This window comes from Azospirillum brasilense (assembly GCF_003349955.1).
Classification (GTDB): domain Bacteria; phylum Pseudomonadota; class Alphaproteobacteria; order Azospirillales; family Azospirillaceae; genus Azospirillum; species Azospirillum brasilense_B.
The window spans coordinates 1-21,732 of the sequence record NZ_QLKQ01000085.1; the positions used below are offsets into that span (position 1 = coordinate 1).

General features: G+C 69.4%; 21 protein-coding genes and 1 pseudogene. 12 read left to right on the forward strand and 10 right to left on the reverse strand.

Annotation, left to right across the window (positions count from 1 at the left end; genetic code table 11):
• From DXK32_RS33260 to DXK32_RS26965, 3 genes and pseudogenes are all read left to right on the forward strand, one after another.
• Nucleotides 1–101 (forward strand): annotated as a pseudogene (locus tag DXK32_RS33260) (electron transfer flavoprotein subunit alpha/FixB family protein); the annotation flags it as partial.
• A 55-nt stretch (nt 102–156) separates the two neighbouring features.
• Nucleotides 157–1,035, forward strand: coding sequence for a 3-hydroxybutyryl-CoA dehydrogenase (locus DXK32_RS26960; RefSeq protein WP_114861327.1), 879 nt, complete (start codon nt 157–159; stop codon nt 1,033–1,035).
• A gap of 130 nt (nt 1,036–1,165) precedes the next feature.
• The gene (locus DXK32_RS26965; protein WP_114861328.1) at nt 1,166–1,762 is read left to right on the forward strand and encodes a DUF4142 domain-containing protein; all 597 of its coding nucleotides are present in this window, start codon (nt 1,166–1,168) and stop codon (nt 1,760–1,762) included.
• Between the two features lie 11 nt (nt 1,763–1,773).
• On the opposite strand, the gene DXK32_RS26970 is transcribed toward DXK32_RS26965, so the two are convergent.
• Both DXK32_RS26970 and DXK32_RS26975 read right to left on the reverse strand, forming a co-directional pair.
• Nucleotides 1,774–2,595 carry an alpha/beta hydrolase gene (locus tag DXK32_RS26970; RefSeq protein WP_114861329.1) on the reverse strand — a complete coding sequence of 274 codons (822 nt, stop codon included), beginning with the start codon at nt 2,593–2,595 and terminating at the stop codon, nt 1,774–1,776.
• Between the two features lie 64 nt (nt 2,596–2,659).
• Complete coding sequence (locus tag DXK32_RS26975; RefSeq protein WP_114861330.1) at nt 2,660–3,307, reverse strand: TlpA family protein disulfide reductase; 648 nt, start codon at nt 3,305–3,307, stop codon at nt 2,660–2,662.
• Nucleotides 3,308–3,346: 39 nt separating this feature from the next.
• On the opposite strand from DXK32_RS26975, the gene argH reads away from it, so the two are divergent.
• The 7 genes from argH (at nt 3,347) to rodA (ending at nt 11,316) form a co-directional block, all read left to right on the forward strand.
• On the forward strand, nt 3,347–4,777 hold the full coding sequence (gene argH / locus DXK32_RS26980) for an argininosuccinate lyase (protein WP_114861331.1): 1,431 nt from the start codon (nt 3,347–3,349) through the stop codon (nt 4,775–4,777).
• The gene (locus DXK32_RS26985) at nt 4,774–4,959 is read left to right on the forward strand and encodes a hypothetical protein (protein ID WP_114861332.1); all 186 of its coding nucleotides are present in this window, start codon (nt 4,774–4,776) and stop codon (nt 4,957–4,959) included. Before argH ends, DXK32_RS26985 begins: the two co-directional genes overlap by 4 nt.
• Nucleotides 4,956–6,221, forward strand: a complete 1,266-nt coding sequence (lysA, locus tag DXK32_RS26990) for a diaminopimelate decarboxylase (RefSeq protein ID WP_114861333.1) — start codon at nt 4,956–4,958, stop codon at nt 6,219–6,221. Before DXK32_RS26985 ends, lysA begins: the two co-directional genes overlap by 4 nt.
• An 84-nt stretch (nt 6,222–6,305) precedes the next feature.
• Nucleotides 6,306–6,818: a hypothetical protein gene (locus DXK32_RS26995; protein WP_114861334.1), complete on the forward strand. Its 513-nt coding sequence runs from the start codon at nt 6,306–6,308 to the stop codon at nt 6,816–6,818.
• 90 nt (nt 6,819–6,908) lie between these two features.
• Nucleotides 6,909–7,328, forward strand: coding sequence for a bacteriohemerythrin (locus DXK32_RS27000; RefSeq protein ID WP_114861335.1), 420 nt, complete (start codon nt 6,909–6,911; stop codon nt 7,326–7,328).
• 73 nt (nt 7,329–7,401) lie between these two features.
• Complete coding sequence (locus tag DXK32_RS27005) at nt 7,402–10,005, forward strand: TIGR02302 family protein (protein ID WP_114861336.1); 2,604 nt, start codon at nt 7,402–7,404, stop codon at nt 10,003–10,005.
• A gap of 138 nt (nt 10,006–10,143) precedes the next feature.
• On the forward strand, nt 10,144–11,316 hold the full coding sequence (gene rodA / locus DXK32_RS27010; RefSeq protein ID WP_114861337.1) for a rod shape-determining protein RodA: 1,173 nt from the start codon (nt 10,144–10,146) through the stop codon (nt 11,314–11,316).
• A 21-nt stretch (nt 11,317–11,337) separates the two neighbouring features.
• Here rodA and DXK32_RS27015 read toward each other — a convergent pair whose 3' ends face one another.
• From DXK32_RS27015 to DXK32_RS27035, 5 genes are all read right to left on the reverse strand, one after another.
• Nucleotides 11,338–12,642 (reverse strand): hemolysin family protein, encoded by a 1,305-nt coding sequence (locus tag DXK32_RS27015; RefSeq protein WP_114861338.1) that lies wholly within the window; start codon nt 12,640–12,642, stop codon nt 11,338–11,340.
• A 26-nt stretch (nt 12,643–12,668) separates the two neighbouring features.
• Nucleotides 12,669–13,361 carry an exopolysaccharide biosynthesis protein gene (locus DXK32_RS27020; RefSeq protein ID WP_114861339.1) on the reverse strand — a complete coding sequence of 231 codons (693 nt, stop codon included), beginning with the start codon at nt 13,359–13,361 and terminating at the stop codon, nt 12,669–12,671.
• Nucleotides 13,362–13,494: 133 nt separating this feature from the next.
• Nucleotides 13,495–14,703: a sensor histidine kinase gene (locus DXK32_RS27025; RefSeq protein WP_114861340.1), complete on the reverse strand. Its 1,209-nt coding sequence runs from the start codon at nt 14,701–14,703 to the stop codon at nt 13,495–13,497.
• 24 nt (nt 14,704–14,727) lie between these two features.
• On the reverse strand, nt 14,728–15,870 hold the full coding sequence (locus DXK32_RS27030; protein ID WP_114861341.1) for a cobalamin B12-binding domain-containing protein: 1,143 nt from the start codon (nt 15,868–15,870) through the stop codon (nt 14,728–14,730).
• Nucleotides 15,871–15,998: 128 nt separating this feature from the next.
• Nucleotides 15,999–16,433 (reverse strand): response regulator, encoded by a 435-nt coding sequence (locus tag DXK32_RS27035; RefSeq protein ID WP_114861352.1) that lies wholly within the window; start codon nt 16,431–16,433, stop codon nt 15,999–16,001.
• A gap of 253 nt (nt 16,434–16,686) precedes the next feature.
• On the opposite strand from DXK32_RS27035, the gene DXK32_RS27040 reads away from it, so the two are divergent.
• Complete coding sequence (locus DXK32_RS27040) at nt 16,687–17,304, forward strand: hydrolase (protein ID WP_114861342.1); 618 nt, start codon at nt 16,687–16,689, stop codon at nt 17,302–17,304.
• Nucleotides 17,305–17,499: 195 nt separating this feature from the next.
• The gene (hpnH, locus tag DXK32_RS27045) at nt 17,500–18,627 is read left to right on the forward strand and encodes an adenosyl-hopene transferase HpnH (RefSeq protein ID WP_114861343.1); all 1,128 of its coding nucleotides are present in this window, start codon (nt 17,500–17,502) and stop codon (nt 18,625–18,627) included.
• Here the strand turns inward: hpnH and DXK32_RS27050 are convergent.
• Genes DXK32_RS27050 through shc form a run of 3 tightly spaced genes read right to left on the reverse strand, consistent with a single transcriptional unit; the run spans nt 18,568 to nt 21,633 of the window.
• Complete coding sequence (locus DXK32_RS27050) at nt 18,568–19,275, reverse strand: hypothetical protein (protein ID WP_114861344.1); 708 nt, start codon at nt 19,273–19,275, stop codon at nt 18,568–18,570. The two genes, hpnH and DXK32_RS27050, sit on opposite strands and share 60 nt — an antisense overlap.
• Before the next feature lie 6 nt (nt 19,276–19,281).
• Nucleotides 19,282–19,677 carry a DUF2141 domain-containing protein gene (locus tag DXK32_RS27055; protein WP_114861345.1) on the reverse strand — a complete coding sequence of 132 codons (396 nt, stop codon included), beginning with the start codon at nt 19,675–19,677 and terminating at the stop codon, nt 19,282–19,284.
• A gap of 24 nt (nt 19,678–19,701) precedes the next feature.
• Complete coding sequence (gene shc / locus DXK32_RS27060; protein ID WP_114861346.1) at nt 19,702–21,633, reverse strand: squalene--hopene cyclase; 1,932 nt, start codon at nt 21,631–21,633, stop codon at nt 19,702–19,704.
• Nucleotides 21,634–21,732: the final 99 nt, after the last annotated feature.

Here is a 21,732-nt window from a genome sequence, read left to right on the forward strand (position 1 = left end):
AGGACGAGGAGGCGCCGATCTTCCAGGTCGCCGACTACGGCCTCGTCGCCGACCTCTTCAAGGCGGTGCCGGAGCTGACGGCCGAGTTGGGCAAGGCGTAATCGACCCGTTCTCCTCGGAAGACCAGCGGGCCAAAAGACAAGCGGGAAAGCTCATATGTCCACGATCAAGAAGATTGGCATCATCGGTGCCGGCCAGATGGGCAGCGGCATCGCCCATGTCTGCGCGCTGGCGGGGTACGAGGTGGTCATCTCCGACATCAGCCCGGAGATTCTGCAGAAGTCGGTGGCCGCCATCTCCAAGAACATGGACCGTCAGGTTCAGAAGGGGAAGCTGACGGAGGCCGACAAGACGGCGGCGATCGCCCGCATCGCCACCGGCTCCGACCTGTCCGTGTTCCATGACGCCGATCTGGTGGTTGAGGCCGCGACGGAGAACGAAGCGCTCAAGCGCGAGATCTTCAAGAAGCTGGTCCCCAACCTGAAGCCCGAGGCGCTGATCGCGACGAACACCTCGTCGATCTCGATCACCCGCCTCGCCGCCTCGACGGACCGCCCGTCCAAGTTCATGGGCATGCATTTCATGAACCCGGTGCCGGTGATGCAGCTCGTCGAGCTGATCCGCGGCATCGCGACGGACGAGGCGACCTTCAGCGCGATCGCCGAGCTGACGGCGAACATCGGCAAGACGGCGGCGGTGGCCGAGGACTTCCCGGCCTTCATCGTCAACCGCATCCTGCTGCCGATGATCAACGAGGCGGTCTACACCCTCTACGAGGGCGTGGGCGGCGTCCAGGCCATCGACACGGCGCTGAAGCTGGGCGCCAACCACCCGATGGGCCCGCTGGAGCTGGCGGACTTCATCGGTCTGGACACCTGTCTGGCGGTCATGCAGGTCCTCTACGAGGGGCTGGCCGACAGCAAGTACCGCCCCTGCCCGCTGCTGGTGAAGTATGTCGAGGCCGGCTGGGTCGGCCGCAAGGTCGGCCGCGGCTTCTACGACTACTCCAAGAACCCGCCGGTCCCGACCCGCTGACGCGGCGGCTCCGAACGGACGCTTGAACGAAGCCCGTTCCGGGAAACCGGGGCGGGCTTCGTGCTTTTGCGGAACCGCTGCGCTCGCGCTCTGTTCGTCCCGCAGGGGAACGGCGGAAAGGACGGGGGCGATGCGGCGCGGCTTCCTGACGGCGATGCTTGTGGCCTGTCTCTCCAGCCCGGCCCTGGCACAGACACCGGGCTCCATCCCGGCGTCGCCCTCCACCCTGTCCCGGCAGGAGCGCAACTTCATCGCCGAGGCGCTAGCCGACGGCATGGCCGAGCAGGCGCTGGGCAAGCTGGCCCAGGACCGGGCCGAGACGGAGCCGGTCCGCCGCTTCGCCCGCCGCATGGCCGACGACCATGGACTGAAGACCGACCGGCTGGCCGGCATGGCGCTGCGCCACGGCATCCCCATCCCGCGCGAACTGGGCCTGTCCGCCCGTGCCCACATGTCCAGCCTGCGCGACACGCCGGACGGCGCCTTCGACCGCCGCTACATGGCCGCGGAGGAGGAAACCCACGCCCGCGCCATCAAGCTGTACGAGGCCCAGGCCGAGCGCAGCGGCGAGACCGGCGATTTCGCCCGCGACGCCCTGCCCATGCTGCACAGCCATTTCGAGGAGGCGCGGGGCATCATGGCCGAGTTGGCGCGCGGCCCAGCCCCGCCGCAGACCCAGGCGCCGCCGGGCGATGTCCCGCCGGGAACGTCGGGGTCGTCGGAGTGAGAATACTGTGCCTAATCGGCGCCATCGCTGATCACGGGCGGCAATGTTCCCAGAAACGACAGCACCGCCGTTCCACCACCGGACGCCCACAGGCCGACATGACCGGCGCCCTCAAGCGCGACGAACGTCTTGGGAGTGTTGGCGCTCTCGAACAGACGAATTGAATGGTCCGTCGGAATCACGCGGTCGAGGGTGCCATGATAGATGAGCAAAGGGGCATTCACCTGACCGATCTTTGAAAAGCTGTCGAACGGATGGCGGAGCATTGAGCGCACCGGCAGAAAGGGAAGCAGCCGGCCACCGATGTCCGCGATGCTGGTGTAGGGGGCGGCGAGGATCACGGCCTCGACACGCCGTTCCGTCGCAAGCTGGACCGCGACCCCACTGCCCAGCGAGTAGCCGTGCAGTACCACCCGCGCGCCCGCTGCCTCCAGGAAATCCAAGGCCGCCCGTCCGTCGTGATACAGGCCGGCCTCGCTCGGCTTCCCGGGATTTCCGCCGTAGCCGCGGTATTCCGCCATGAACACGCCGTACCCTGCGTCGATCAGCGCACGGGCGATGTGGCCATTCCACGCCACCGTCTCACCATTGCCATGGAACAGCAGAAGAGTCGGCTTTCCCAAGGCCGTTGGCGCCTTGTACCAGCCCTGAAGATCGAGACCGTCGCCAGTGCGGAGAGACACCACCGCCATGTCGCCCACGCCGACCTCCTCCGGAGTCTGCGCGAATGGGATGGTCGGAAAGATCAGGCGATCCTGGGCAACATAAGCCAACAGCAGGGCAACGGCATAAAGCGTCGCCCCCATGGCCAGGATCGCGATCAGAATTTTCATGCGTCCCCGTTGGGCTGAGAAGGCGACTGACCCGTGACGCGCGGGCGGAGCTGAGGCCGAGCCCTCACCCGCCCGTCTTCACCACCCCGCCGCGGCTGTCGCGGTTCGGACCGCCGCCATGCGCCATGTGCTTGCGCAGGAAGGCGATGACCTCCGGCGAATCCCATTCCACCGCGCCTTCGATGCGGCCAAGCTCGCGGCCTTCCTGGTCGACCAGCAGGGTGGTCGGCAGGCCGCGCAGCTTCAGAGTCTGCATCGAGGCGCTCGACGGGTCGAGGTAGAGGGCGAGGTTCTTCACGCCGGTCCGCTGGTAGAAGGGCTGCACCTGATCCTTGCCGCCGCGGTCCACCGACAGAGCCAACACCTGGAAGCCCGGCCCGCCCAACTGCGCCTGAAGGCGGTCGAGCGCCGGCATCTCCTTCACGCAGGGCGCGCACCACGTCGCCCACAGGTTCAGAAGGACGAGACGGTCCTTGAATTCCGACAGGTCGACCCGGCGCCCCTCGCCATCCATAAAGGGCAGCTCCGGCACCGCCTTCAGGGGCTCCATGTAGCGGAACTTGTCGAGACCCACCGCCGTCACCCCGGGAGAGGGCTGGTCCAGCGTCAGCACGGAGGGCGGCGGCGGGGCCGCCGGCCCGGCCAGCGCCATCCACAGCCCGGCACCGCCCAGCGTCACACAAAAGATTGCGGTGGCCGCCAAAGTCCGCATACTCACGCTTCCCGTCCTCCCATCCGTATTGTGTCCGCCATGAGCGCCGAACAGCCCAAGCCGAACCTTCAAGACCGCAACGCCGCCCCGGCCGCCAGCCAGATGTGGGGCGGCCGCTTCGCCCGCGGTCCCGCCGCCATCATGGAGAAAATCAACGCCTCCATCGGCTTCGACAAGCGGCTGGCCGACCAGGACATCGCCGGGTCGAAGGCCCACGCCGCCATGCTGGCGCGCCAGGGCATCATAACCCAGGCCGACGCCGATGCCATCCGCGATGGGCTGGACCGGGTCAAGGAAGAGATCGACTCCGGAGCCTTCACCTTCAAGGTGGAACTGGAGGACATCCACATGAACGTGGAGGCCCGGCTGGCCGAGCTGATCGGCGAGCCGGCCAAGCGTCTGCACACCGGGCGGTCACGCAACGATCAGGTGGCGACCGATTTCAAGTTGTGGGTGCGCGACGCGCTCGACCGCGCCGACCAGGGGTTGAAGGCGCTCCAGGCCGCCCTGATCGATCTGGCGGAGAAGCACACCGACACGGTGATGCCGGGCTTCACCCACCTTCAGGCCGCCCAGCCGATCAGCTTCGGCCACCATCTGCTGGCCTATGTGGAGATGTTCGGGCGCGACCGTGGCCGCCTGCGCGACGCCCGCGCCCGGCTGAACGAGTGCCCGCTCGGCTCCGCCGCGCTGGCCGGCACGCCCTACCCCATCGACCGCTTCATGACGGCGGAGGCGCTGGGCTTCGACCGGCCGACCGCCAACTCGCTGGACGCGGTGTCCGACCGCGACTTCGCGCTGGAGTATCTGGCCGCCGCCAGCATCTGCGGCATGCACCTCTCCCGCTTCGCGGAGGAGATCGTGCTGTGGTGCTCGGCCCAGTTCCGCTTCATCAAGCTGACGGACGCCTTCACCACCGGCTCCTCCATCATGCCGCAGAAGAAGAACCCGGACGCGGCGGAGCTGGTGCGCGCCAAGGCCGGGCGGGTCATCGGCAGCCTGAACAGCCTGCTGGTCGCCATGAAGGGCCTGCCGCTGGCCTATTCCAAGGACATGCAGGAGGACAAGGAGCCGGTCTTCGAGGCCGACGACACGCTGGCGCTGTGCATCGCCGCCATGGAAGGCATGGTGCGCGACATGCAGCCGAACGTGCCGGCGCTGCGCGAGGCGACCGACCGCGGCTTCCTCAACGCCACCGACCTCGCCGACTGGCTGGTGCGGGAGCTGAACATCCCCTTCCGCGAGGCGCACCACATTACCGGGCGCGCCGTGAAGGCGGCGGAGGACAAGCGCGTCGGCCTGACCGCCCTGACGCTGGAGGAGCTGCAGGCCATCGAGCCGCGCATCACCGAGTCCGTCTTCCCGGCGCTGAGCATCGAGGCGTCGCTGGACAGCCGACGCAGCTTCGGCGGCGCCTCCCCCGTCCGTGTGCGCGAAGCCGTCGCGGCGGCGCGGGAGCGCTTCCTGTGAGGCGCCCGCTGCTGATCCTGGCGACCGCCGCCGTCGCGCTGACGCTGGCCGGCTGCGGCAAGAAGCCGAGCTTCGTCGATCCCCCGCAGGGCCGGGAAGCAGACACGTTCCCCGGCACCTACCCGAACCCGAAGACCGACCCCAAGCCCGGTCAGCCGTCCTCCGGAGCCCGCTTCCCATGAGCGCCTTCGCCTACCGCAACGGCGTGATGCACGCCGAATCCGTGCCGCTGTCCATCATCGCGGCGGAGGTCGGCACGCCCTTCTACTGTTACTCCACGGCGGCGCTGGAGGCGCATTACAGCGCCTACGCCGGGGCCTTCGCGGGGCAGGACGCCGACGTCTGCTACGCGGTGAAGGCCAACTCCAACCTCGCCGTCATCCGCGCCTTCGCCCGGCTGGGCGCCGGCGCCGACGTGGTGTCTGGCGGTGAGATGCGCCGCGCGTTGGCCGGCGGCATCCCGGCCGGCAAGATCATCTTCTCCGGCGTCGGCAAGACGCGCGAGGAGATGCGCGCCGCCCTCGAGGCCGGAATCCACCAGATCAACGTGGAATCCATCCCGGAGGTGGAGGCGCTGTCGGAGGTGGCGGTCAGCCTGGGCGTCACCGCGCCCATCGCCTTCCGCGTGAACCCGGACGTGGACGCCAAGACCCACGCCAAGATCGCGACGGGCAAGAAGGAGAACAAGTTCGGCGTCGACTACGACCACGCGCGAGAGGTCTACGCCCAGGCCGCCAAGCTGCCGGGCATCAAGCCGGTGGCCATCGCCGTGCACATCGGGTCGCAGCTGACCGACCTCGCCCCCTTCCGCGCCGCCTACGAGCGGGTGGCCGCGCTGCTCCACGTCCTGCGCGAGGACGGGCACGACATCACCCGCCTCGACCTCGGCGGCGGGCTTGGCATCGTCTACAAGCACGAGGCGCCGCCGGACATCGCCGACTACGCCGCCATGGTGAAGTCGATCACCGGCAACCTCGGCTGCCGCATCTCGCTGGAGCCGGGGCGCTCGCTGGTCGGCAACGCCGGCATCCTGGTGTCGCGGGTGATTTACCTGAAGCAGGGGCTGCACCGCCGCTTCGTCATCATCGACGCGGCGATGAACGACCTGATCCGCCCCACCCTCTACGAGGCCTACCACGGCATCGTCCCGGTGACCGAGCCCGCCAAGGGCGCCGCCACCGAGCCCTACGACGTCGTCGGCCCGGTCTGCGAGAGCGGCGACACCTTCGCGCTCCAGCGCGCGCTGCCGGCGATGGCGCCGGACGATCTGGTGGCGATCCTGTCGGCGGGGGCCTATGGCGCGGTCATGTCCTCCACCTACAACACCCGCCCGCTGATCCCGGAGGTGCTGGTGAACGGCGACCAATTCTCCGTCATCCGGCCGCGCGTGCCGGTGGAGGAGCTGCTGGCGCTCGACCGCATGCCGGACTGGCTGAAGGACTGATCCGGCGCGTCACACCGACCCTTCACGCACACTGGCCGAAGACCGTCTGGAAGGGGGCATCCAACCCACAGGGAGCCCCTTTCCATGACGTCCATCCGCTTCAACGGCGCCTTCCGCGACGCCGTCGCCGACATCACTCTGGCCGTCGCCCAGGACCCCAACCTCGTCGCGCTGGTCATGCGCTGGAACGAGGACGACACCCTTCTCTGGACGCTCAATTCCCTGCCCAACGGCCAGAACACGGTTCCCGGTGGCGGCGCGGCCCACGCCGAAGAGGCGCTGATCGTCAATTGGGCCGGCTATGTCGCGCAGAACAACGGGAATGAACCCGACACCGTCGAGATCCTGCTGACCAAGAGCCCCTGTATGGACCGCTCCCCGGCCCGCCAGATGGCCGGCGGCGCCTGGGCGCCGGGCTGTTCGTCCAAGCTGCGCCAGCTCGTCCTGGCGAAGCCCGCCAACGATTGGCGAATCTGCTTCCTCGCCTACTATCAGGAGGACATCCGCATCGATGCGCAGGCCTATGGCGCCATCGCGGAGTTCACGGGAATCGCCAAGGCCGACGTCTATCTGTGGGCCGACCGGCACAGGGGTTGAACCGGGAGCACCCGCAGCGCGCAATAACCGCTGCACAGAATCACCCATAAGGCGTATGATTCCCCGTTCAAGAAACGGGCGGGGAAGATCATGGAGTGGGACGCGGCCTATGCCATCGGCCAGAGCGCAGTGGACGGAGACCACCAGCGCCTGTTTCAGCTCTTCAACCAGTTCAGCGCGGCCATCGCCGCCGGAGAGACCCGGGAATCCGCGAACCGCTTCCTGCGTGAGCTGGCCGATTACTCGGCCTATCATTTCCGCCGCGAGGAAGGGCTGATGCACGCCATCGGGTACCCCGACTACGCGAAGCACAAGAAGATGCACGACACCTTCGCCGACTTCGTCCGCCGGCAATCCGACTCCGAGGAACGCGATTTGGAGGAGGTCCAGTTCCTCCAGAGCTATGTCGAGATGTGGCTCTGCGGCCATATTCTGGTCATGGACAAGTGGTTTGGTGAATGGCTCGATGGCCGGGCCGGGAAATCCGGCGTGGCAGAGCCTATATCCTGACGGGTCCCCGGCTGCCGCCTCTCCCCCCAGGCCGGGACCAGGACTGCGGCAACCGGCTGGACGGGAGTGCGGGATGAGCGACAGCAACGACGGGTTCCGGTTCCCCCTGCGCAAGGAGGCGCCCCCCGCCCCTGTTCCGCGGGAGCCCCGCCTCCGCATGGGACAGGCCCGCGCCGCCCTGCTCTGGGAACGGCTGTGGCCGGCGCTCTGGGCGCCCATCACCATCGCTGGGGCCTTTCTCGCCTTGGCCCTGCTGAACGTCTTCCTGCTCCTGCCGGGCTGGCTGCACGCGCTGGTCCTGCTGCTGTTCGTCGCCGCCATCGGCTGGACGGGGTGGCGCGGGCTGCGCGCCTTCCGCCTGCCGGACGAGGACGCCGCCCGCCGCCGGCTGGAGCGCGACAGCGGCCTGCCCCACCGTCCCCTCCACGCGCTGCGCGACAGACCCTCCGGCAACGACCCCGTCGCCGCGGAGCTGTGGCGCCTGCACCAGGAGCGGGTGCGCGCCGCCATGCGGCGGCTGCGCGTCGCCATGCCGCTGTCCGACGGCCTCGCCGCCGAGGACCGCTACGCCCTGCGCGCGCTGGTCGCGCTCGTGCTGGTCGCCGCCGGCGGCGCGACCTGGGGCGACTGGAAGCCGCGTCTGGCCGCCGCCATCACCCCGCATTTCGGCGGAACGGCGACGGCGACGGTCGCGACGCTCGACCTCTGGGTGACGCCGCCGGAATACACCGGCCTGCCGCCGGTCTTCCTGAAGTCGGCCAACCCCGCCCACACGCCGAGCCTCGCCGATCCCGTGCCGGTTCCCAAGGGCAGCCTCGTGCTGGCCCGCGTCACCGGCGGCAGCGGCACGCCATCGCTGGAGGCCGGCAGCAGGTCCGCGGCCTTCGAGGCGGTGGATTCGTCCACCTTCCAGATCCAGCAGCCCATCGAGGACGGCACCCGCATCGCCGTGACCCAGGGCTCCACTTTGCTGGGTGGCTGGAACGTGCGGATCATTCCGGACAACCCGCCGACCATCGCCTACGCCAGCCCCCCGGCCAAGGGGGAGCGCGGCGCGCTGCGGCTGGACTACACGGCGCAGGACGATTACGGACTGGCCGAGGCCAAGGCCGTCGTCCGGCTGGACCTGCCGGAGGGCGAAGCCCCGGCGCTCGACCGCAGCCCGCTGGAGCTGCCGCTGGCCCTGCCCGGCGTCCGCCCGCGCGAGGCGCGCAACGCCGCCTTCCACGACCTCACCGCCCATCCCTGGGCCGGGCTGAACGTGACGCTCCGCCTGACCGCCCTCGACGGCGCCGGCCAGACCGGCAGCACGGAGGACGTGGCGATGGTCCTGCCGGAGCGCGTCTTCAACCACCCGGTCGCCCGCGCCATCGTGGAGGAGCGCAAGAAGCTGACCCTGCGGCCACAGCAGCTCCGCATCGAGGTGGCCCGCGCCCTGGCCGAGATTTCCTCCCGGCCCAGCCAGTTCGGCGGCGATCTGGTGGCTTTCCTGGCGATGCGCACGGCGGTCAACCGCCTGCTGCTCGACGAGGAGGGGGCGTCCGTCCCCGCCGTCCAGCAACTGCTGTGGGAAACCGCGCTGCGCATCGAGGACGGCGGCCTGTCGCTGGCCGAGCGCGACCTGCGCGACGCCGAGCGACGCCTCGCCGAGGCGCTGGAGCGCGGCGCCGACGACCAGGAGCTGAAAAAGCTGATGGACGAGCTTCAGGCGGCGCTCGACAAGTTCCTCGACGCCATGGAGCAGCAGATGCGCGAGGCGCTGGAGCGCGGCGAGCAGATCCCCATGGTGCCGCCGGAAATGGCCGACCAGATGATGGACCGCCAGGACCTCCAGCGCATGATGGAGCAGATGCGGCAGATGGCCGAGACCGGTGCCCGCGACGCGGCCCGGCAGATGCTGTCCCAGCTCCAGCAGATGATGGAGCAGATGCGCAACGGCGCCATGGCCCAGATGCAGCAGCAGGGCCAGAACGAGGCGGCGCAGATGATGCGCGAGCTTCAGGAGTTGACGCAGCGGCAGCAGCAGTTGCTCGACCAGACCTTCCGCCAGTCGCAGGAGCAGATGGGCCGGCAGGACGGGCAGCAGGGCCAGCAGCAGGGGCCGCGCAACCGCCAGGGCCGTCCGCAACAGGGGCAGCAAGGCCAGCAGGGCCAGTCCGGCAGCCCGCTGATGCAGCAGCAGGCCGAACAGCAGGAGGCGCTGCGCCGCCAGCTCGGCGAGCTGATGCGGCGCATGGGCGAGCAGCAGGGTGGCGAGATTCCCCGCCCGCTGGGCCGCGCCGAACGGGCGATGCGCGACGCCGCCCAGGCGCTCCAGCAGGGGCAGCCCGGCTCCGCCGTGCCGCCGCAGACCCAGGCGATGGACGAACTGCAGCAGGGCATGCAGGCGATGGCCGAGCAGATGATGCAGCAGATGATGGGCCAGCAAGGTCCGGCGATGAGCGGGCAGCAGCCCGGACAGGCGCAGCAGCGCCAGGGCCAGGGCCGCAACCGCGACCCGCTGGGACGTCGCCCCTCGGGTTTCGGCAACTACAACAACGAGGACGTGAAGATCCCCGAGGAGGCCGAACTCCAGCGCGCCCGCGAAATCCTCGACGAGCTGCGCCGCCGCTCCGGCCAGTATGGCCGCCCGCAGATGGAGCGCGAGTACATCGACCGCCTGCTGAAGCAGTTCTGACCGGCCCCTGAAGCAGTTTTAAGGCGGGGGGACCGGGCGGCTTTACCGGAGGGCGGCGCTGGTGCAGTATCCGCCGCGCAAGGCGCCGCCGCTTGCCCTTCCGGCACGGACGCCCCCGGACACAACGAACGTTTCCTCATGGTCGCGGTCCTTTCGAACCACGGGTCGGGCGGGCTGGCCCCGCAACGCCCGGAACTGACGCTCGGCAGCAAGTTCCGCATGATCAACTGGGGGCTGGTGCTCCTGGTCTGCATCATCACGTCGGTCGGGGTGGCCCTGCTCTACTCGGCCGCCGGCGGCAACTGGCGGCCCTGGGCGCAGCCGCAGCTCGTGCGCGCCGTCCCCGGGCTGATCCTGATGCTGATGATCGCGCTGGTCGACGTGCGGCATCTGATGAAGTCGGCCTACGCCATCTTCCTGATCGTGCTCTGCCTGCTGGTGGCGGTGGAGCTGATGGGCCGCATCGGCATGGGCGCCCAGCGCTGGATCGACCTGGGTTTCTTCCAGCTCCAGCCGTCGGAGCTGATGAAGCCGGCCCTGACCCTGGCGCTGGCCCGGTACTTCCACGGCATCTCGCTGGACCAGATCGGCCGCCCGCTGCTGCTGATCCCGCCCTTGCTGCTGGTCTTCATCCCGGTGGCGCTGGTGCTGATGCAGCCGAACCTCGGCACCTCGCTGCTGCTGATCATGGGCAGCGGAGCCGTCTTCTTCGCGGCGGGCGTGAGGATCTGGAAGTTCCTGGTGGTCATCGGCGGCGGACTGGCGGCGATCCCCGTCGCCTGGGAATTCCTGCACGATTACCAGAAGCAGCGCGTCTACACCTTCCTCGACCCGGAAACCGACCCGCTCGGCGCCGGCTACAACATCCTCCAGTCGAAGATCGCCCTGGGGTCCGGCGGGCTGTTCGGCAAGGGCTTCATGTCCGGCTCGCAGAGCCAGCTGATGTTCCTGCCGGAGAAGCACACCGACTTCATCTTCGTGGTGCTGGCGGAGGAGTTCGGGATGGTCGGCGCGCTGATCCTGCTGGCGCTCTACCTGATGCTGTTCATCTACGGCGTGGTCATCGCGCTGAGCTGCCGCAGCCAGTTCGCCCGGCTGGTGGCGGTCGGCATGACCGCGCAGTTCTTCCTCTACGTGATGGTCAACGTGTCGATGGTGACCGGCCTGATCCCGGTGGTGGGAATCCCGCTGCCGCTGGTGTCCTACGGCGGGTCGGCGATGATGACGCTGATGATCGGCGTGGGGCTTCTGCTCAGCATGTCGGTCCATCGCGAGGTCCGCATCCCCAAGAGCGGCGTCACCGAGATGTGACGCCGCTCTCGGAGGCGCCCGTCAGCCCTCCGATATTTCCCTGTTTTCCTGGATCAGCACCTTGTCGATGCGGCGGCCGTCCATGTCGACGACCTCGAACCTCAAGCCGTTCCAGCGGAAATGCTCCGCGGCGGTGGGGACATGGCCGAGCCGGTCCAGCATGAAGCCGGCGATGGTGTGGTAGTCGCCCTCGCCCTTCAGCCCCTTCACGCCGACCAGCGACTCCACCTCCTCCACCGGGGTCATGCCGTCCACCAGCCAGGAGCCGTCCTCGCGCTGGACCGCGACGCCGTCGCCTTCCTGCCCCTGCTCGGGCATCTCGCCGGCGATGGCCTCCATGATGTCGGTGACGGTGGCAATGCCCTCGACGCTGCCATACTCGTCCACCACCACGGCCATGTGGATGCTGGCCTGCTTGAACAGCTCCAGCAGCCGCAGGACGGGCGTGCCGTCATGGACGATCAGCGGCTCCACCATCGCCTCGCGCAGGTCGAAGCGGCGGCCCTGGAGCGCCTGGTTGAGCAGCGCCTTGCTGGACACGATGCCCTGCACCTCGTCCACGTCGCCACGGCAGACCAGGAAGCGGGAATAGCCGCTGGCCTGGATTTCCTTGGCGATGGCGTCGGGCGGGTCGTCGAGGTCGATCCACACGAGGTCCGGGCGCGGCGTCATGATCGATCGCGCGGTGCGGTCGGACAGGCGGAACACGCCCTCGATCATCTGCCGCTCGGCGGGTTCAAAGACGCCGCTCTGCGTGCCCTCCTTGATGAGGCTCTTGACCTCCTCCTCGGTGACGGTCTGCTCGCGCGCGGTGGGCAGGCGCAGCAGCTTCATCAGCCCCTCGGTCGAGACGCCGAGCAGCCAGACCAGCGGCATGGCGATGCGCGACAGCACGCTCATCGGCCCGGCCACGCCGGCGGCGATGCGCTCCGCGTTGACCAGCGCCATGCGCTTGGGCACCAGCTCGCCGACGATCAGCGACAGGTAGGTGATCGCGGCGACGACCAGCGCGAAGCCGACCTGCTGCCCGTAGGGGGCGATCCAGGAGACGTTGGCGTCCAGGACGGTGCCCAGACGGTCGGCCAGGGTCGCACCGCCATAGGCGCCGGCGATGATGCCGATGAGCGTGATGCCAACCTGCACGGTGGAGAGGAAGTTGCCGGGGTCCTCCGACAGTTTCAGCGCGGCGCGGGCGCCCTTGCTGCGCGTTTCCTCGGCCATCTGCTGAAGCCGCGCGCGTCGCGACGACACCAGCGCCATTTCCGACATCGCGAAAAAGGCGTTCAGCAGGATCAGCAAGATGATGACCAGAACTTCCCAGATCATGGCGTCGAGCCCGCGGGCGCTCCCTTTTATGAAAACAGTTCGTGGAAAATCAGCATGCCGGCCTGCCCGAAACCGAACAGGACGGCGGCAACGATGACGATGGCGATCAGCCCGGCAATCAGGCCGGCAACGACGAAGGCCCCATCCCTCTCGATCAGCCCCAGCGCGATCAGTGCGATGGCGAAGGCCGGCGGCTGGTTGCCGAAGACGATGGGCAGGGCCAGGATTCCGGCGAGGATCATCACGGCCACGCCAAGCAGCCGCTCCGCCGTCGGGGCGGTCATCCCCGGCAGTCGCGGGCGCAGATGCCGCTCCAGCCGGTCGACGTGGGGCTTCGCCTTGGCGATCACCCGCAGGAAGGCGTCGCGGTCGAGGCTGAGGGCGGCCAGCCGGCGCGGCAGCCAGGGACGGTCGCGCCCAGCGGCGATCTGCGCGCCGATCAGCAGCATCGGCAGGCCGGTCGCCGTGGACAGGCCCGGAACCGGCAGGATGTTCGGAATGGACAGGATCAGAAGCAGGGCGCCGAAGGCGCGGTCGCCCAGAATGCCCACGAGATCGCCCAGCGCGATCCGCGCGCCGTGGTCGTGGTTCAGGAAATCGTCCAGCACCGCCGAAGCGGGGTTCACCGGCGGAAAGCCGGTGTTCGCGGCGTTGCCGCGGTCAACGCCCTCCGGAGCCTGACGGTCCGGGGACGTGTCGGGAGGTCGGCCGTCGCTCACGGCGCTCCCCACGGAGGCCGCCTGAAACGGCGGAGGGATAAACCCATGGACCTTTCGCGTCGCAACATCGTAAGGGCTCCTTTTACAGCATCGCCGGTCGGCGCGCCAGCCCGTCTGTGGAATGCCCCCCTTCTCAGGGGGATGATGCCACCAATGGCAGGTCCACCGTGAAGGTCGAGCCACGCCCCGGCGCCGAATCGGCGGTGATGCGTCCGCCGTGCCCCTCCGCGATGGACCGGCAGATGTAAAGGCCGAGGCCCATCGTCCCCTCGCCCTCGGTGCCCAGCCGGCCGGTGCGGGCGAAGGGCTGGAAGAGCTGCGCCAACTCGGCCGGAGGAATGCCACGCCCGTCGTCCGACACGCGCAGGCGCGCCCGGCCGCCCCCCTCCCCCGGGGCCTCGCCCGGGGCCTCGCTGAGAGCGACGCGGATCCGCCCGCCGCGATCGGAGTATTTGACGGCGTTCGACAGAAGGTTGTTGAGAAGCTGATCCAGCTTGGCCGGGTCGACGTCGGCCATAGGCAACGGGCGTTCGGGCACGGACAGCTCGATGGTGATGCATTTGCCCTCGGCCAACACACGATTCATCGAGACGTTCCGCCGGACCAGAGCCGCCAGATCGGACGGTCGCCGCGCCAGCCGCAGCCGCCCCGCCTGGAGCGCCGCCAGGGAGAGCGCATCTTCCACCATGTGGCGCATCGACAGGCTGGATTCCCGGATGCGCTCCAGGCAGGCGCGCTCCGTCGCCTCCAGCCGTCCATCGAGCCGCTGCTCCAGCAGCTCCGCGAAACCGACGACGACCTGGAGCGGCGTGCGCAGATCGTGGGCCAGCATGCCCATCAGCCGGTTCTTCTGCTCGTTGCTGGCGGCCAGTTCGGCGTTGGCCTTGGCGAGCGCCCGCTGGGTGTTGGCGAGGTCGTTGTTGAGGAGGGTCATCTCGTCGAACAGCGCGTCCGCGCTGGGAAGCTCCGGCGTCGCAACCGCCGTCCCCAGGGGGGCGAGCCGCCGGGCCAGCCGCGGATTGAGCGCGTCCAGAGCCTTCATCAGCGCCGGGAGCCCGCCGGGTGCCGGCGTCACGGCCAGCACCATGCCCTCCGCGTCGCTGAGTCCGCTGACATGGAGCATCCCGGCGGGAACGAGCCGGCTGGACACGGGATGATCGAGCGCCCGGCCCGACTTCCGCAGGCCGCTGAACAGATCCAGCGCCCCCGCCACCGCGTCCGGACCGAACAGGGCCGGAAAAGGCGTGCCGGGCTTTCCGGTCAATCCCGGCAGTCCGGCGCCCACCCGGTGCAGGGCGCGCAGCCGTCCGTCGTGATCGCAGGTCAGGACCAGCCCATCCATCTCCCCTCCTTCACACCACGCTCATCAGGCAACACCGGCGGTGCGATCGGGAACGGCGCGATCGGGAACGGCGCGATCGGGGCCGGCCGGGCCGATCAGCCGCTCGGCGATGGCGACGGCCTCCTGCGCGCCGGGGGCGAAGGCGTCGGCGCCGACCGTCCTCCACAAATCGGGAACGAGGTTGAAGGGGTAGCCGCCGACCAGCACCTGCGGCGGTTGATCCCACGGTTCGGCGCGCACCGCGGCGACGAGGGCGGCCACCCGTCCGACATGGGCGGTGATGGTGGCGGATACCGCCAGAACACGGGCGTTCCGCTCCCGCAGCGCGTGAATGATGCTGTTCGCGGGCGTGTTGGCGCCGAGACAGTGGCTGTCCCAGCCGGCCATCTCGAAGAAGTCGGCGACCATGCGGACGCCGATCTCGTGCTGCTCCCCGCTGACGCAGGTGGCGACCATGGACAGGCCGCGCCGCTCGGCGGCGAAGATCGCCGGGTAGAGCTGGCCCATGATCGCCTGGGTTGCGGCGGTGGCGAAATGCTCGTGGGCCACGGTGATCGCCCGCGTCTGCCAGAGCCGCCCGATCTCGCGCAGGGTCGGCTGGAACACATGCAGGTAAAGGTCGGGCACCGTCGCCCCGGCGGCGGTGGCCTCCGTCACCAGCGCCGTCGCCCGGCGCCGGTCGCCGGCCAGCAGCGCATCCATGTAGGAGCGCGCGAGCGCGCCGAGCGGCGCGTCCGGCCGGACGAAGGAAGGCGCCTCCCGCGGCAGGCCGGGCAGCGCGGACAGCCCCTCCCCCACGCAGGCGCGCACCCGCGCCGCCGTGGCGGGGTCGACCCGGGCGGCCACCACGTCGCGCAGGATTTCCAGGCTCTCGCCCAGCTCTCCATCGGGAATGCCGATGCCGGCGAACAGGATCTTGACCCAGGCCACATACTCGCGGAACAGGGCCGGGCTGTCGCTCGCCACCGCCTCCGCCAGATAGAGAAGGTGGAAGCCGACATCCTCGACGCAACGCTCCCGGCCGGCCTCGCCATAGCGGGCGTAAAGCGCCGGCCAACGCTCGAACTGGGTGGCGACGACGGCGCGCGCCAGATCCTCGCGGCGGTCCACGATGGGATTCGAGGCGATCCGCAACGGACCTGGAATGGGCCGGACGGTCCCCGGCATGGCACGGCGTCTCCGGTCAGAGGGGTGGTCGGAAGGAAGGTGCCCCCTCGCATCCGTTCCCGCAACGCCTGACTGCACCGAATGGGTCAGTTTCCGACCAATCGCATCCTATGATTGCGAAAGCCCCATCACCGGCCCTTGTGAAGGACGAAACTCAGCCGCTTCACGAGGTCGGCCTTCGACACCGGCTTCACCAGATAGCCGGAGATGCCGTAGGCGATGGCCCGCTTGACGGTGTCCGCCTCGCGGTGGGCGGTCAGGACGATCACCGGAAGGTCGGCCAGCGGGTTGCCGGTGGCCGTCCGCAAGGCGTGCAGCAGGTCCAGCCCGCTCATCCGCGGCATCTCCAGGTCACAGATGGCGATGTCGACCTTGTCCGGATGGTCGCGCAGGATGGCCAGAGCGGACACGCCGTCCGACGCTTCCCACACCTGGCGGACCTTCAAATCCTGCAGCAGGCGGCTCATCAGCCGGCGGGTGAAGTCGTCGTCTTCGATCAGCAGGACGCGCAGGTCGTTGATGCTGCGGTTCAGCACCCCATCCTTCGCAGGCTCGTTCAGCATCGGCGCGGCCATCCCTATCCGTGTCGTTGCACTGGGGAAACGCCGGCCTACGTTACATCGCCTGGAACGACCGGAGAAGCCTGTAAATGATGCAAAATTTGTAACTTTTGCAACCCAGGGAGAGGGTGGATGAGGCGCCGTCACGGTCGATGGCGGCCTTGCGCCTGGGGACGTTGTCCGCCCCGTCCGCGATCTGCTAAACCCGCGCAACCCGATCGGTTGATCGGTCGACGGTTTGGAACGGCTCCCCACCATGCAACTCGATCTTCTCAAGAAACCGGACGGACGCACCGCCATCCTGATGCCGTCCGGCTTCGTTCTCGATTTGCTGACACCGGACGCCACGGACATGCCGATCGAGGACATCGCCCAATGTCTGTCGTCCCAGCCGCGTTGGGGTGGGGCAGCCCGGCCCTGGTACTCGGTCGCCGAGCATTCGGTGATGGCCTCGCGTCTGGTGCCGCCGCCCCTGGCCTATTCGGCTCTGATGCACGACTGCGAAGAGTTCCTCGGCGACTGGCCGTCGCCGGTGAAGGTGATGCTGGACCGCGACTACGTCAAACAGCGGCTCCATCCGGTCAAGGATGCGCTGCGCCGCTGGTTCGGCTTCGATGACGAGGTGCCGGCCATCAAGCAGGCGGACCTTGTCTGCATGGCGACGGAACTGCGCGATCTCCTGCCGCCCGCCTGGCTGGAGTGGGGGCATCTGCCGCCGGCCCACCCGGACCGGATCGTCCCGGTCGGCCCCGACCGGGCGTACGCGCTTTTCCTGGAGCGGTACGAAGAGTTAAAGCACCTCGCCCAACCACACAAAACCAAGCCCCCGAAAGCCAAAGCCGCGCGGAGCAAGTGCAAGACGCCGCGGCCATAACCGTCACGCCAGGAGGCCGTACGTGTGTCCTGTACGTCCTCCCTGTCCCGCCGCATCGCGGCAAGTATCATACAGTAACCTACCTGCCGTGCGTTCCCGGACGCTCCAAACTGGAGCGCGACGCAATTTCAGGGATAAGCGCATGACGGCGATCCACCAGACGGCGATCCATCACGGTCCGGGAGAGGCGTGACCATGGCCGTTCCCGCGATCCAGGCGGCGCTGGTCGGCGCCTATGTCCTGCGCCAGCGCCTCAAGGGCAACCGGCGCTTCCCGCTGGTGCTGATGATGGAGCCGCTGTTCCGCTGCAACCTCGCCTGCGCCGGCTGCGGCAAGATCGACTATCCCGATCCGATCCTGCGCCGCCGCCTGTCGGTGGAGGACGCCCTGGGCGCGGTGGACGAATGCGGCGCCCCGGTGGTCTCCATCGCCGGAGGCGAGCCGCTGCTGCACCCCGAGATCCACACCATCGCCGCCGGCATCGTGGCGCGTCGCAAGTTCGTCTATCTCTGCACCAACGCCCTGCTCATGGAAAAGCGGCTCGACCGCTTCACCCCCAGCCCCTTTTTCACCTGGTCGGTCCATCTGGACGGCGGGCGGGAGGAGCATGACAAGGCGGTCTGCCAGCCGGGCGTCTACGACCGCGCCGTCGCGGCGATCCGCGCCGCCAAGGCGCGCGGCTTCCGCGTCAACATCAATTGCACCCTGTTCGACGGGGCGGAGCCGGAGAAGGTCGCCGCCTTCCTCGACGAGGCCATGGCCGCCGGCATCGACGCCGTCACCGTGTCGCCCGGCTACGCCTACGAGCGCGCGCCGGACCAGGAGCATTTCCTGAACCGCCGCAAGACAAAGGAGCTGTTCCGCGATGTCTTCGCGCGGGGGAGGGGCCGGAAGTGGCGCTTCTCGCAATCGTCCCTGTTCCTGGATTTCCTGGCCGGCAACCGCACCTACCGCTGTTCGCCCTGGGGCAATCCGACACGCAACGTCTTCGGCTGGCAGCGCCCCTGCTACCTGCTGGGCGAGGGCTACGCCCCGACCTTCAAGGCGCTGATGGAGGAGACGGACTGGGACGCCTACGGCACCGGCAATTACGAGAAATGCGCCGACTGCATGGTGCACAGCGGCTATGAGCCGACCGCGGTGGAGGACACGCTGCGCAATCCCCTGTCGGCGCTGGCGGTCAGCCTGCGCGGGCCGCGCACGGACGGGCCGATGGCGCCGGAGATTCCGCTGGATCGCCAGCGCCCGGCGGAGGAGGTCTTCTCACGCCACGTCGCGGACACGCTGCGCCGGATCGAGGCCGAGCGGACCGCCGCCGAGTAGATCCACCGGAATGGCTCGGGCGGCCCCGCGCAGCGACGCCAGGGCTTTGCCGAGGTCCCAGGCCAGCCGGCCCAGCGCGACGAGGTCGCGGGGGTCGGCGGCCAGCCGCGCCAGCACGGCGCCGGGGGCCATGCGCCCTCCCCCGTCCAGCCCGGCCAGCGCCGCCGCGGGCAGCGCCCGCCATGCCGGGTCGGCGACCGCGCGCAGCACGGCGAAGGGCCGCCCCCAGGCTTGGCAGGCCCGCGCGACGGCAAGGCTTTCCAGATCGACCGCCGCGGCGCCGGTCAGAGCGTGCAGCCGCGCCTTGTCCCCGACCGTCGCCGCAGGCATCCGCGCACCCACCACCATGCCGGAATGGGCCTGCGGCAAGGCGTTGCGCAAGCGCTTCCGCCAAGGCAGGTAAGTTTCATGAACGGCACCGTCCTCATCGACGACGGCGCTCGCCAGAACCAGCGAGCCGGGCCGCAGGTCCGGCGCCAGACCGCCGACGATGCCGAAGCTGACGATCCCGCAGGCTCCCCCTTCGAGCAAGCGATGCGCCGCCACCCTGGCGGCGGCGTGCCCCGTGGCGCAAGCGACGGGCAGCCCGCCGCGCCGGACGATCCGGGCCTCCAACGCCATGCCGGTGAGGATCGCGGCCGCCATCATGCCTCCCTATGGCGATATCCAGTAACGCAGCGTCAACGCCGTCGCCACGTCATCATCCCCCACCGTCACGGCAGCGTCGCGGAAGCTCGGCGGGGCGAGAAGCACCGGGGCGTCGTTGCCGAATCCAAACCCTTCCCGCGGCACGCCCAGAAGGTTGCGGTCCAGCTGACCGTTGCCGTTCTCGTCGTGGTAGGCGCGCAAGGCGTAGATTCCTGGCGGCACGTCCGGCACGGTGACGCGCACCGAACCCTCCGCCGCCGGAGCGGTGACCCGGAAGGCGCAACGCCCCGCCGGATAGGCCGCCTCTTCGCAGACGGCAAGGATGATCTGTCCATCGCCGTTGCGCACGCCCTGGACGGTCACGGTCAGAGCCGCGGCGAGAAGCGCCGCCGCTCCTCTCACACCCGCCCCATCATGCCCGCCCCTTCATGCCCTCAGGGCCCGGTAGCGGGCCAGCGCCCACAGCGGAAAGCTCGCCGCGTAGCCGTGGTACTTGAGGTAGAAGACACGCGGGAAGCCCACGGCGGTGAAGGGTTCCTCGCTCCACAGCCCCTCGGCGTCGCGGGCCGACAGCAGATACTCCACGCCGCGGTCCACCGCCGGGTGGTTGCCCTTGCCGGCGGCCATCAGCCCGAGCAGCGCCCAGGCGGTTTGCGAGGCGGTGGAAACCGTCCCCTCGCCGCGCGGGTTGCCGGCCCAATAGCTGGTACCGTCCTCGCCCCAGCCGCCGTCCGCGCGCTGGTGCGCCAGAAGCCACTGGGCGGCGCGCTGCACGGCCACCGCGGAGTGCGGCACCCCGGCGGCGTTCAGCGCTTCCAGCGCCGACCAGGTGCCGTAGACGTAGTTGGTGCCCCAGCGCCCGAACCAGGCGCCGTCGCTCTCCTGCTCGTGCTCCAGGAAGGTCAGGCCGCGCCGGGTCGGCACGGTGTCGCGCCCCTCGCCCAGCCGGGCCAGCATCATGACGCAGCGCGCCGTCACGTCGGCGGTCGGCGGGTCGAGCAAGGCGCCATGGTCGGCGAAGGGGATGTGGTTGAGGAAATCGTGCTGGTTCTCGGCGTCGAAGGCCCCCCAGCCGCCGTTGCGGCTCTGCATGCCGACGATCCAGTCCCGCGCGCGGCGGATCGGCTCGCCATAGCGGTCGGCGTCCAGCCGTTGCAGCGCCATCACCACCATGGCGGTGTCGTCGGTGTCCGGGTAGTGGGCGTTGTTGTACTGGAAGGCCCAGCCGCCCGAGGCCAGCCCCGGCCGCTGCCACGCCCAATCGCCCTCGACGTCCAGGATCTGCCGGTCGATCAGCCAGTCCGCCCCACGCCGGGCCGCGGCGCGGGCCAGCGGGCTGCCTGTTTCCAGCAGGGCGTTGCAGATGATCGCGGTGTCCCACACCGGCGACAGGCAGGGCTGGCAATAGACCCGCCCCGGCTGCCGCACCACCAGCCCGCGCAGCGCGCGGCGCGCCATCGCCGCGTCGGGATGGTCGGCCGGCATGCCCAGGCAGTGGAACATCAGCACCGCGTTGACCATCGCCGGGAAGATGGCGCCCAACCCGTCCTCGCCGTTCAGCCGCTCGGTCACGAAGCGCACCGCGCGGTCGATGGCCGTCTGGCGTCCGTTGGCCGGAAGGCGCGGCTCGACCGCGTGCAGCGCCGCGTCGAGCGCGCGGAACAGGGTGGCCCATCCACCGCGGCTGTTGTTGCTGTGCCAGTTGCGCACCCGCTCCGGCGGCTCGGTGAACAGCTCCGCGATGCCGATGCCCCGCGGGTTGCGGGCCCGCAGCCGGTGCGCCATGACGACCAGAAGGGGCACCACCACCGTCCGCGACCAGTAGGAGATGCGCGAGATGTGAAAGGGCGACCAGGGCGGCAGGTTCATCACCTCCACCGGCATCGCGGGCACCGCCCGCCAGGGCACCTGCCCGAACTGGGCCAGCAGGATGCGGGTGAAGACGTTGCAGCGCGCCGCCCCGCCGCGCGCCAGGATCGCCTCGCGGGCGCGGCGCATGTGCGGCGCGTCGGGGCTGTCCCCCGCCGCCTTCAGCGCGAAATAGGCCTTCACGCTGCAGCTGATGTCCATGGCGCCGCCGAAGAACAGCGGCCAGCCGCCGTCCTTGCCCTGCCGCCCCCGGATGAAGGCGGCCAGCCCGGCCTCAAGCTCCGGGTCGATCTCGTCCAGGATGTGGTGCAGCAGCAGATATTCGGACGGGATGGTGGCGTCGGCCTCCAGCTCGAACACCCAATGGCCGTCGGCCTGCTGGCGGCGGATCAAGGCGTCCGTGGCCTCGGCCACGGCGTCGCTCACGGCCTTGGCCGACGGCTCGGCCCGTTGGACCCGCAAGGTTGTGCTTGCGTTGTGGTCTTGCATCGGCGCTCCCGCTTTGCCCCGGTACTTTGCCCCGGTGTTCCCCATGGTGGAGGTATCTGGGTAACGAGGTGCCGCGGTTCGCCCATTGGTTGGAAGTAA

What these genes read in the sequence shown, in the direction of transcription:
- DXK32_RS27025 (WP_114861340.1), bottom strand. Translation starts at nt 14,703, where the DNA reads ATGGATGGGCTGGTCCTGACCTGCGATCACGACGGACGGCTGCGCGCC.
- rodA (WP_114861337.1), top strand. Translation starts at nt 10,144, where the DNA reads ATGGTCGCGGTCCTTTCGAACCACGGGTCGGGCGGGCTGGCCCCGCAA.
- DXK32_RS26975 (WP_114861330.1), bottom strand. Translation starts at nt 3,307, where the DNA reads ATGCGGACTTTGGCGGCCACCGCAATCTTTTGTGTGACGCTGGGCGGT.
- shc (WP_114861346.1), bottom strand. Translation starts at nt 21,633, where the DNA reads ATGCAAGACCACAACGCAAGCACAACCTTGCGGGTCCAACGGGCCGAG.
- lysA (WP_114861333.1), top strand. Translation starts at nt 4,956, where the DNA reads ATGAGCGCCTTCGCCTACCGCAACGGCGTGATGCACGCCGAATCCGTG.
- DXK32_RS27050 (WP_114861344.1), bottom strand. Translation starts at nt 19,275, where the DNA reads ATGATGGCGGCCGCGATCCTCACCGGCATGGCGTTGGAGGCCCGGATC.
- DXK32_RS27035 (WP_114861352.1), bottom strand. Translation starts at nt 16,433, where the DNA reads ATGCTGAACGAGCCTGCGAAGGATGGGGTGCTGAACCGCAGCATCAAC.
- DXK32_RS26995 (WP_114861334.1), top strand. Translation starts at nt 6,306, where the DNA reads ATGACGTCCATCCGCTTCAACGGCGCCTTCCGCGACGCCGTCGCCGAC.
- DXK32_RS27005 (WP_114861336.1), top strand. Translation starts at nt 7,402, where the DNA reads ATGAGCGACAGCAACGACGGGTTCCGGTTCCCCCTGCGCAAGGAGGCG.
- hpnH (WP_114861343.1), top strand. Translation starts at nt 17,500, where the DNA reads ATGGCCGTTCCCGCGATCCAGGCGGCGCTGGTCGGCGCCTATGTCCTG.
- DXK32_RS27030 (WP_114861341.1), bottom strand. Translation starts at nt 15,870, where the DNA reads ATGCCGGGGACCGTCCGGCCCATTCCAGGTCCGTTGCGGATCGCCTCG.
- DXK32_RS27015 (WP_114861338.1), bottom strand. Translation starts at nt 12,642, where the DNA reads ATGATCTGGGAAGTTCTGGTCATCATCTTGCTGATCCTGCTGAACGCC.
- DXK32_RS27040 (WP_114861342.1), top strand. Translation starts at nt 16,687, where the DNA reads ATGCAACTCGATCTTCTCAAGAAACCGGACGGACGCACCGCCATCCTG.
- DXK32_RS26970 (WP_114861329.1), bottom strand. Translation starts at nt 2,595, where the DNA reads ATGAAAATTCTGATCGCGATCCTGGCCATGGGGGCGACGCTTTATGCC.
- argH (WP_114861331.1), top strand. Translation starts at nt 3,347, where the DNA reads ATGAGCGCCGAACAGCCCAAGCCGAACCTTCAAGACCGCAACGCCGCC.
- DXK32_RS27000 (WP_114861335.1), top strand. Translation starts at nt 6,909, where the DNA reads ATGGAGTGGGACGCGGCCTATGCCATCGGCCAGAGCGCAGTGGACGGA.
- DXK32_RS26965 (WP_114861328.1), top strand. Translation starts at nt 1,166, where the DNA reads ATGCGGCGCGGCTTCCTGACGGCGATGCTTGTGGCCTGTCTCTCCAGC.
- DXK32_RS26960 (WP_114861327.1), top strand. Translation starts at nt 157, where the DNA reads ATGTCCACGATCAAGAAGATTGGCATCATCGGTGCCGGCCAGATGGGC.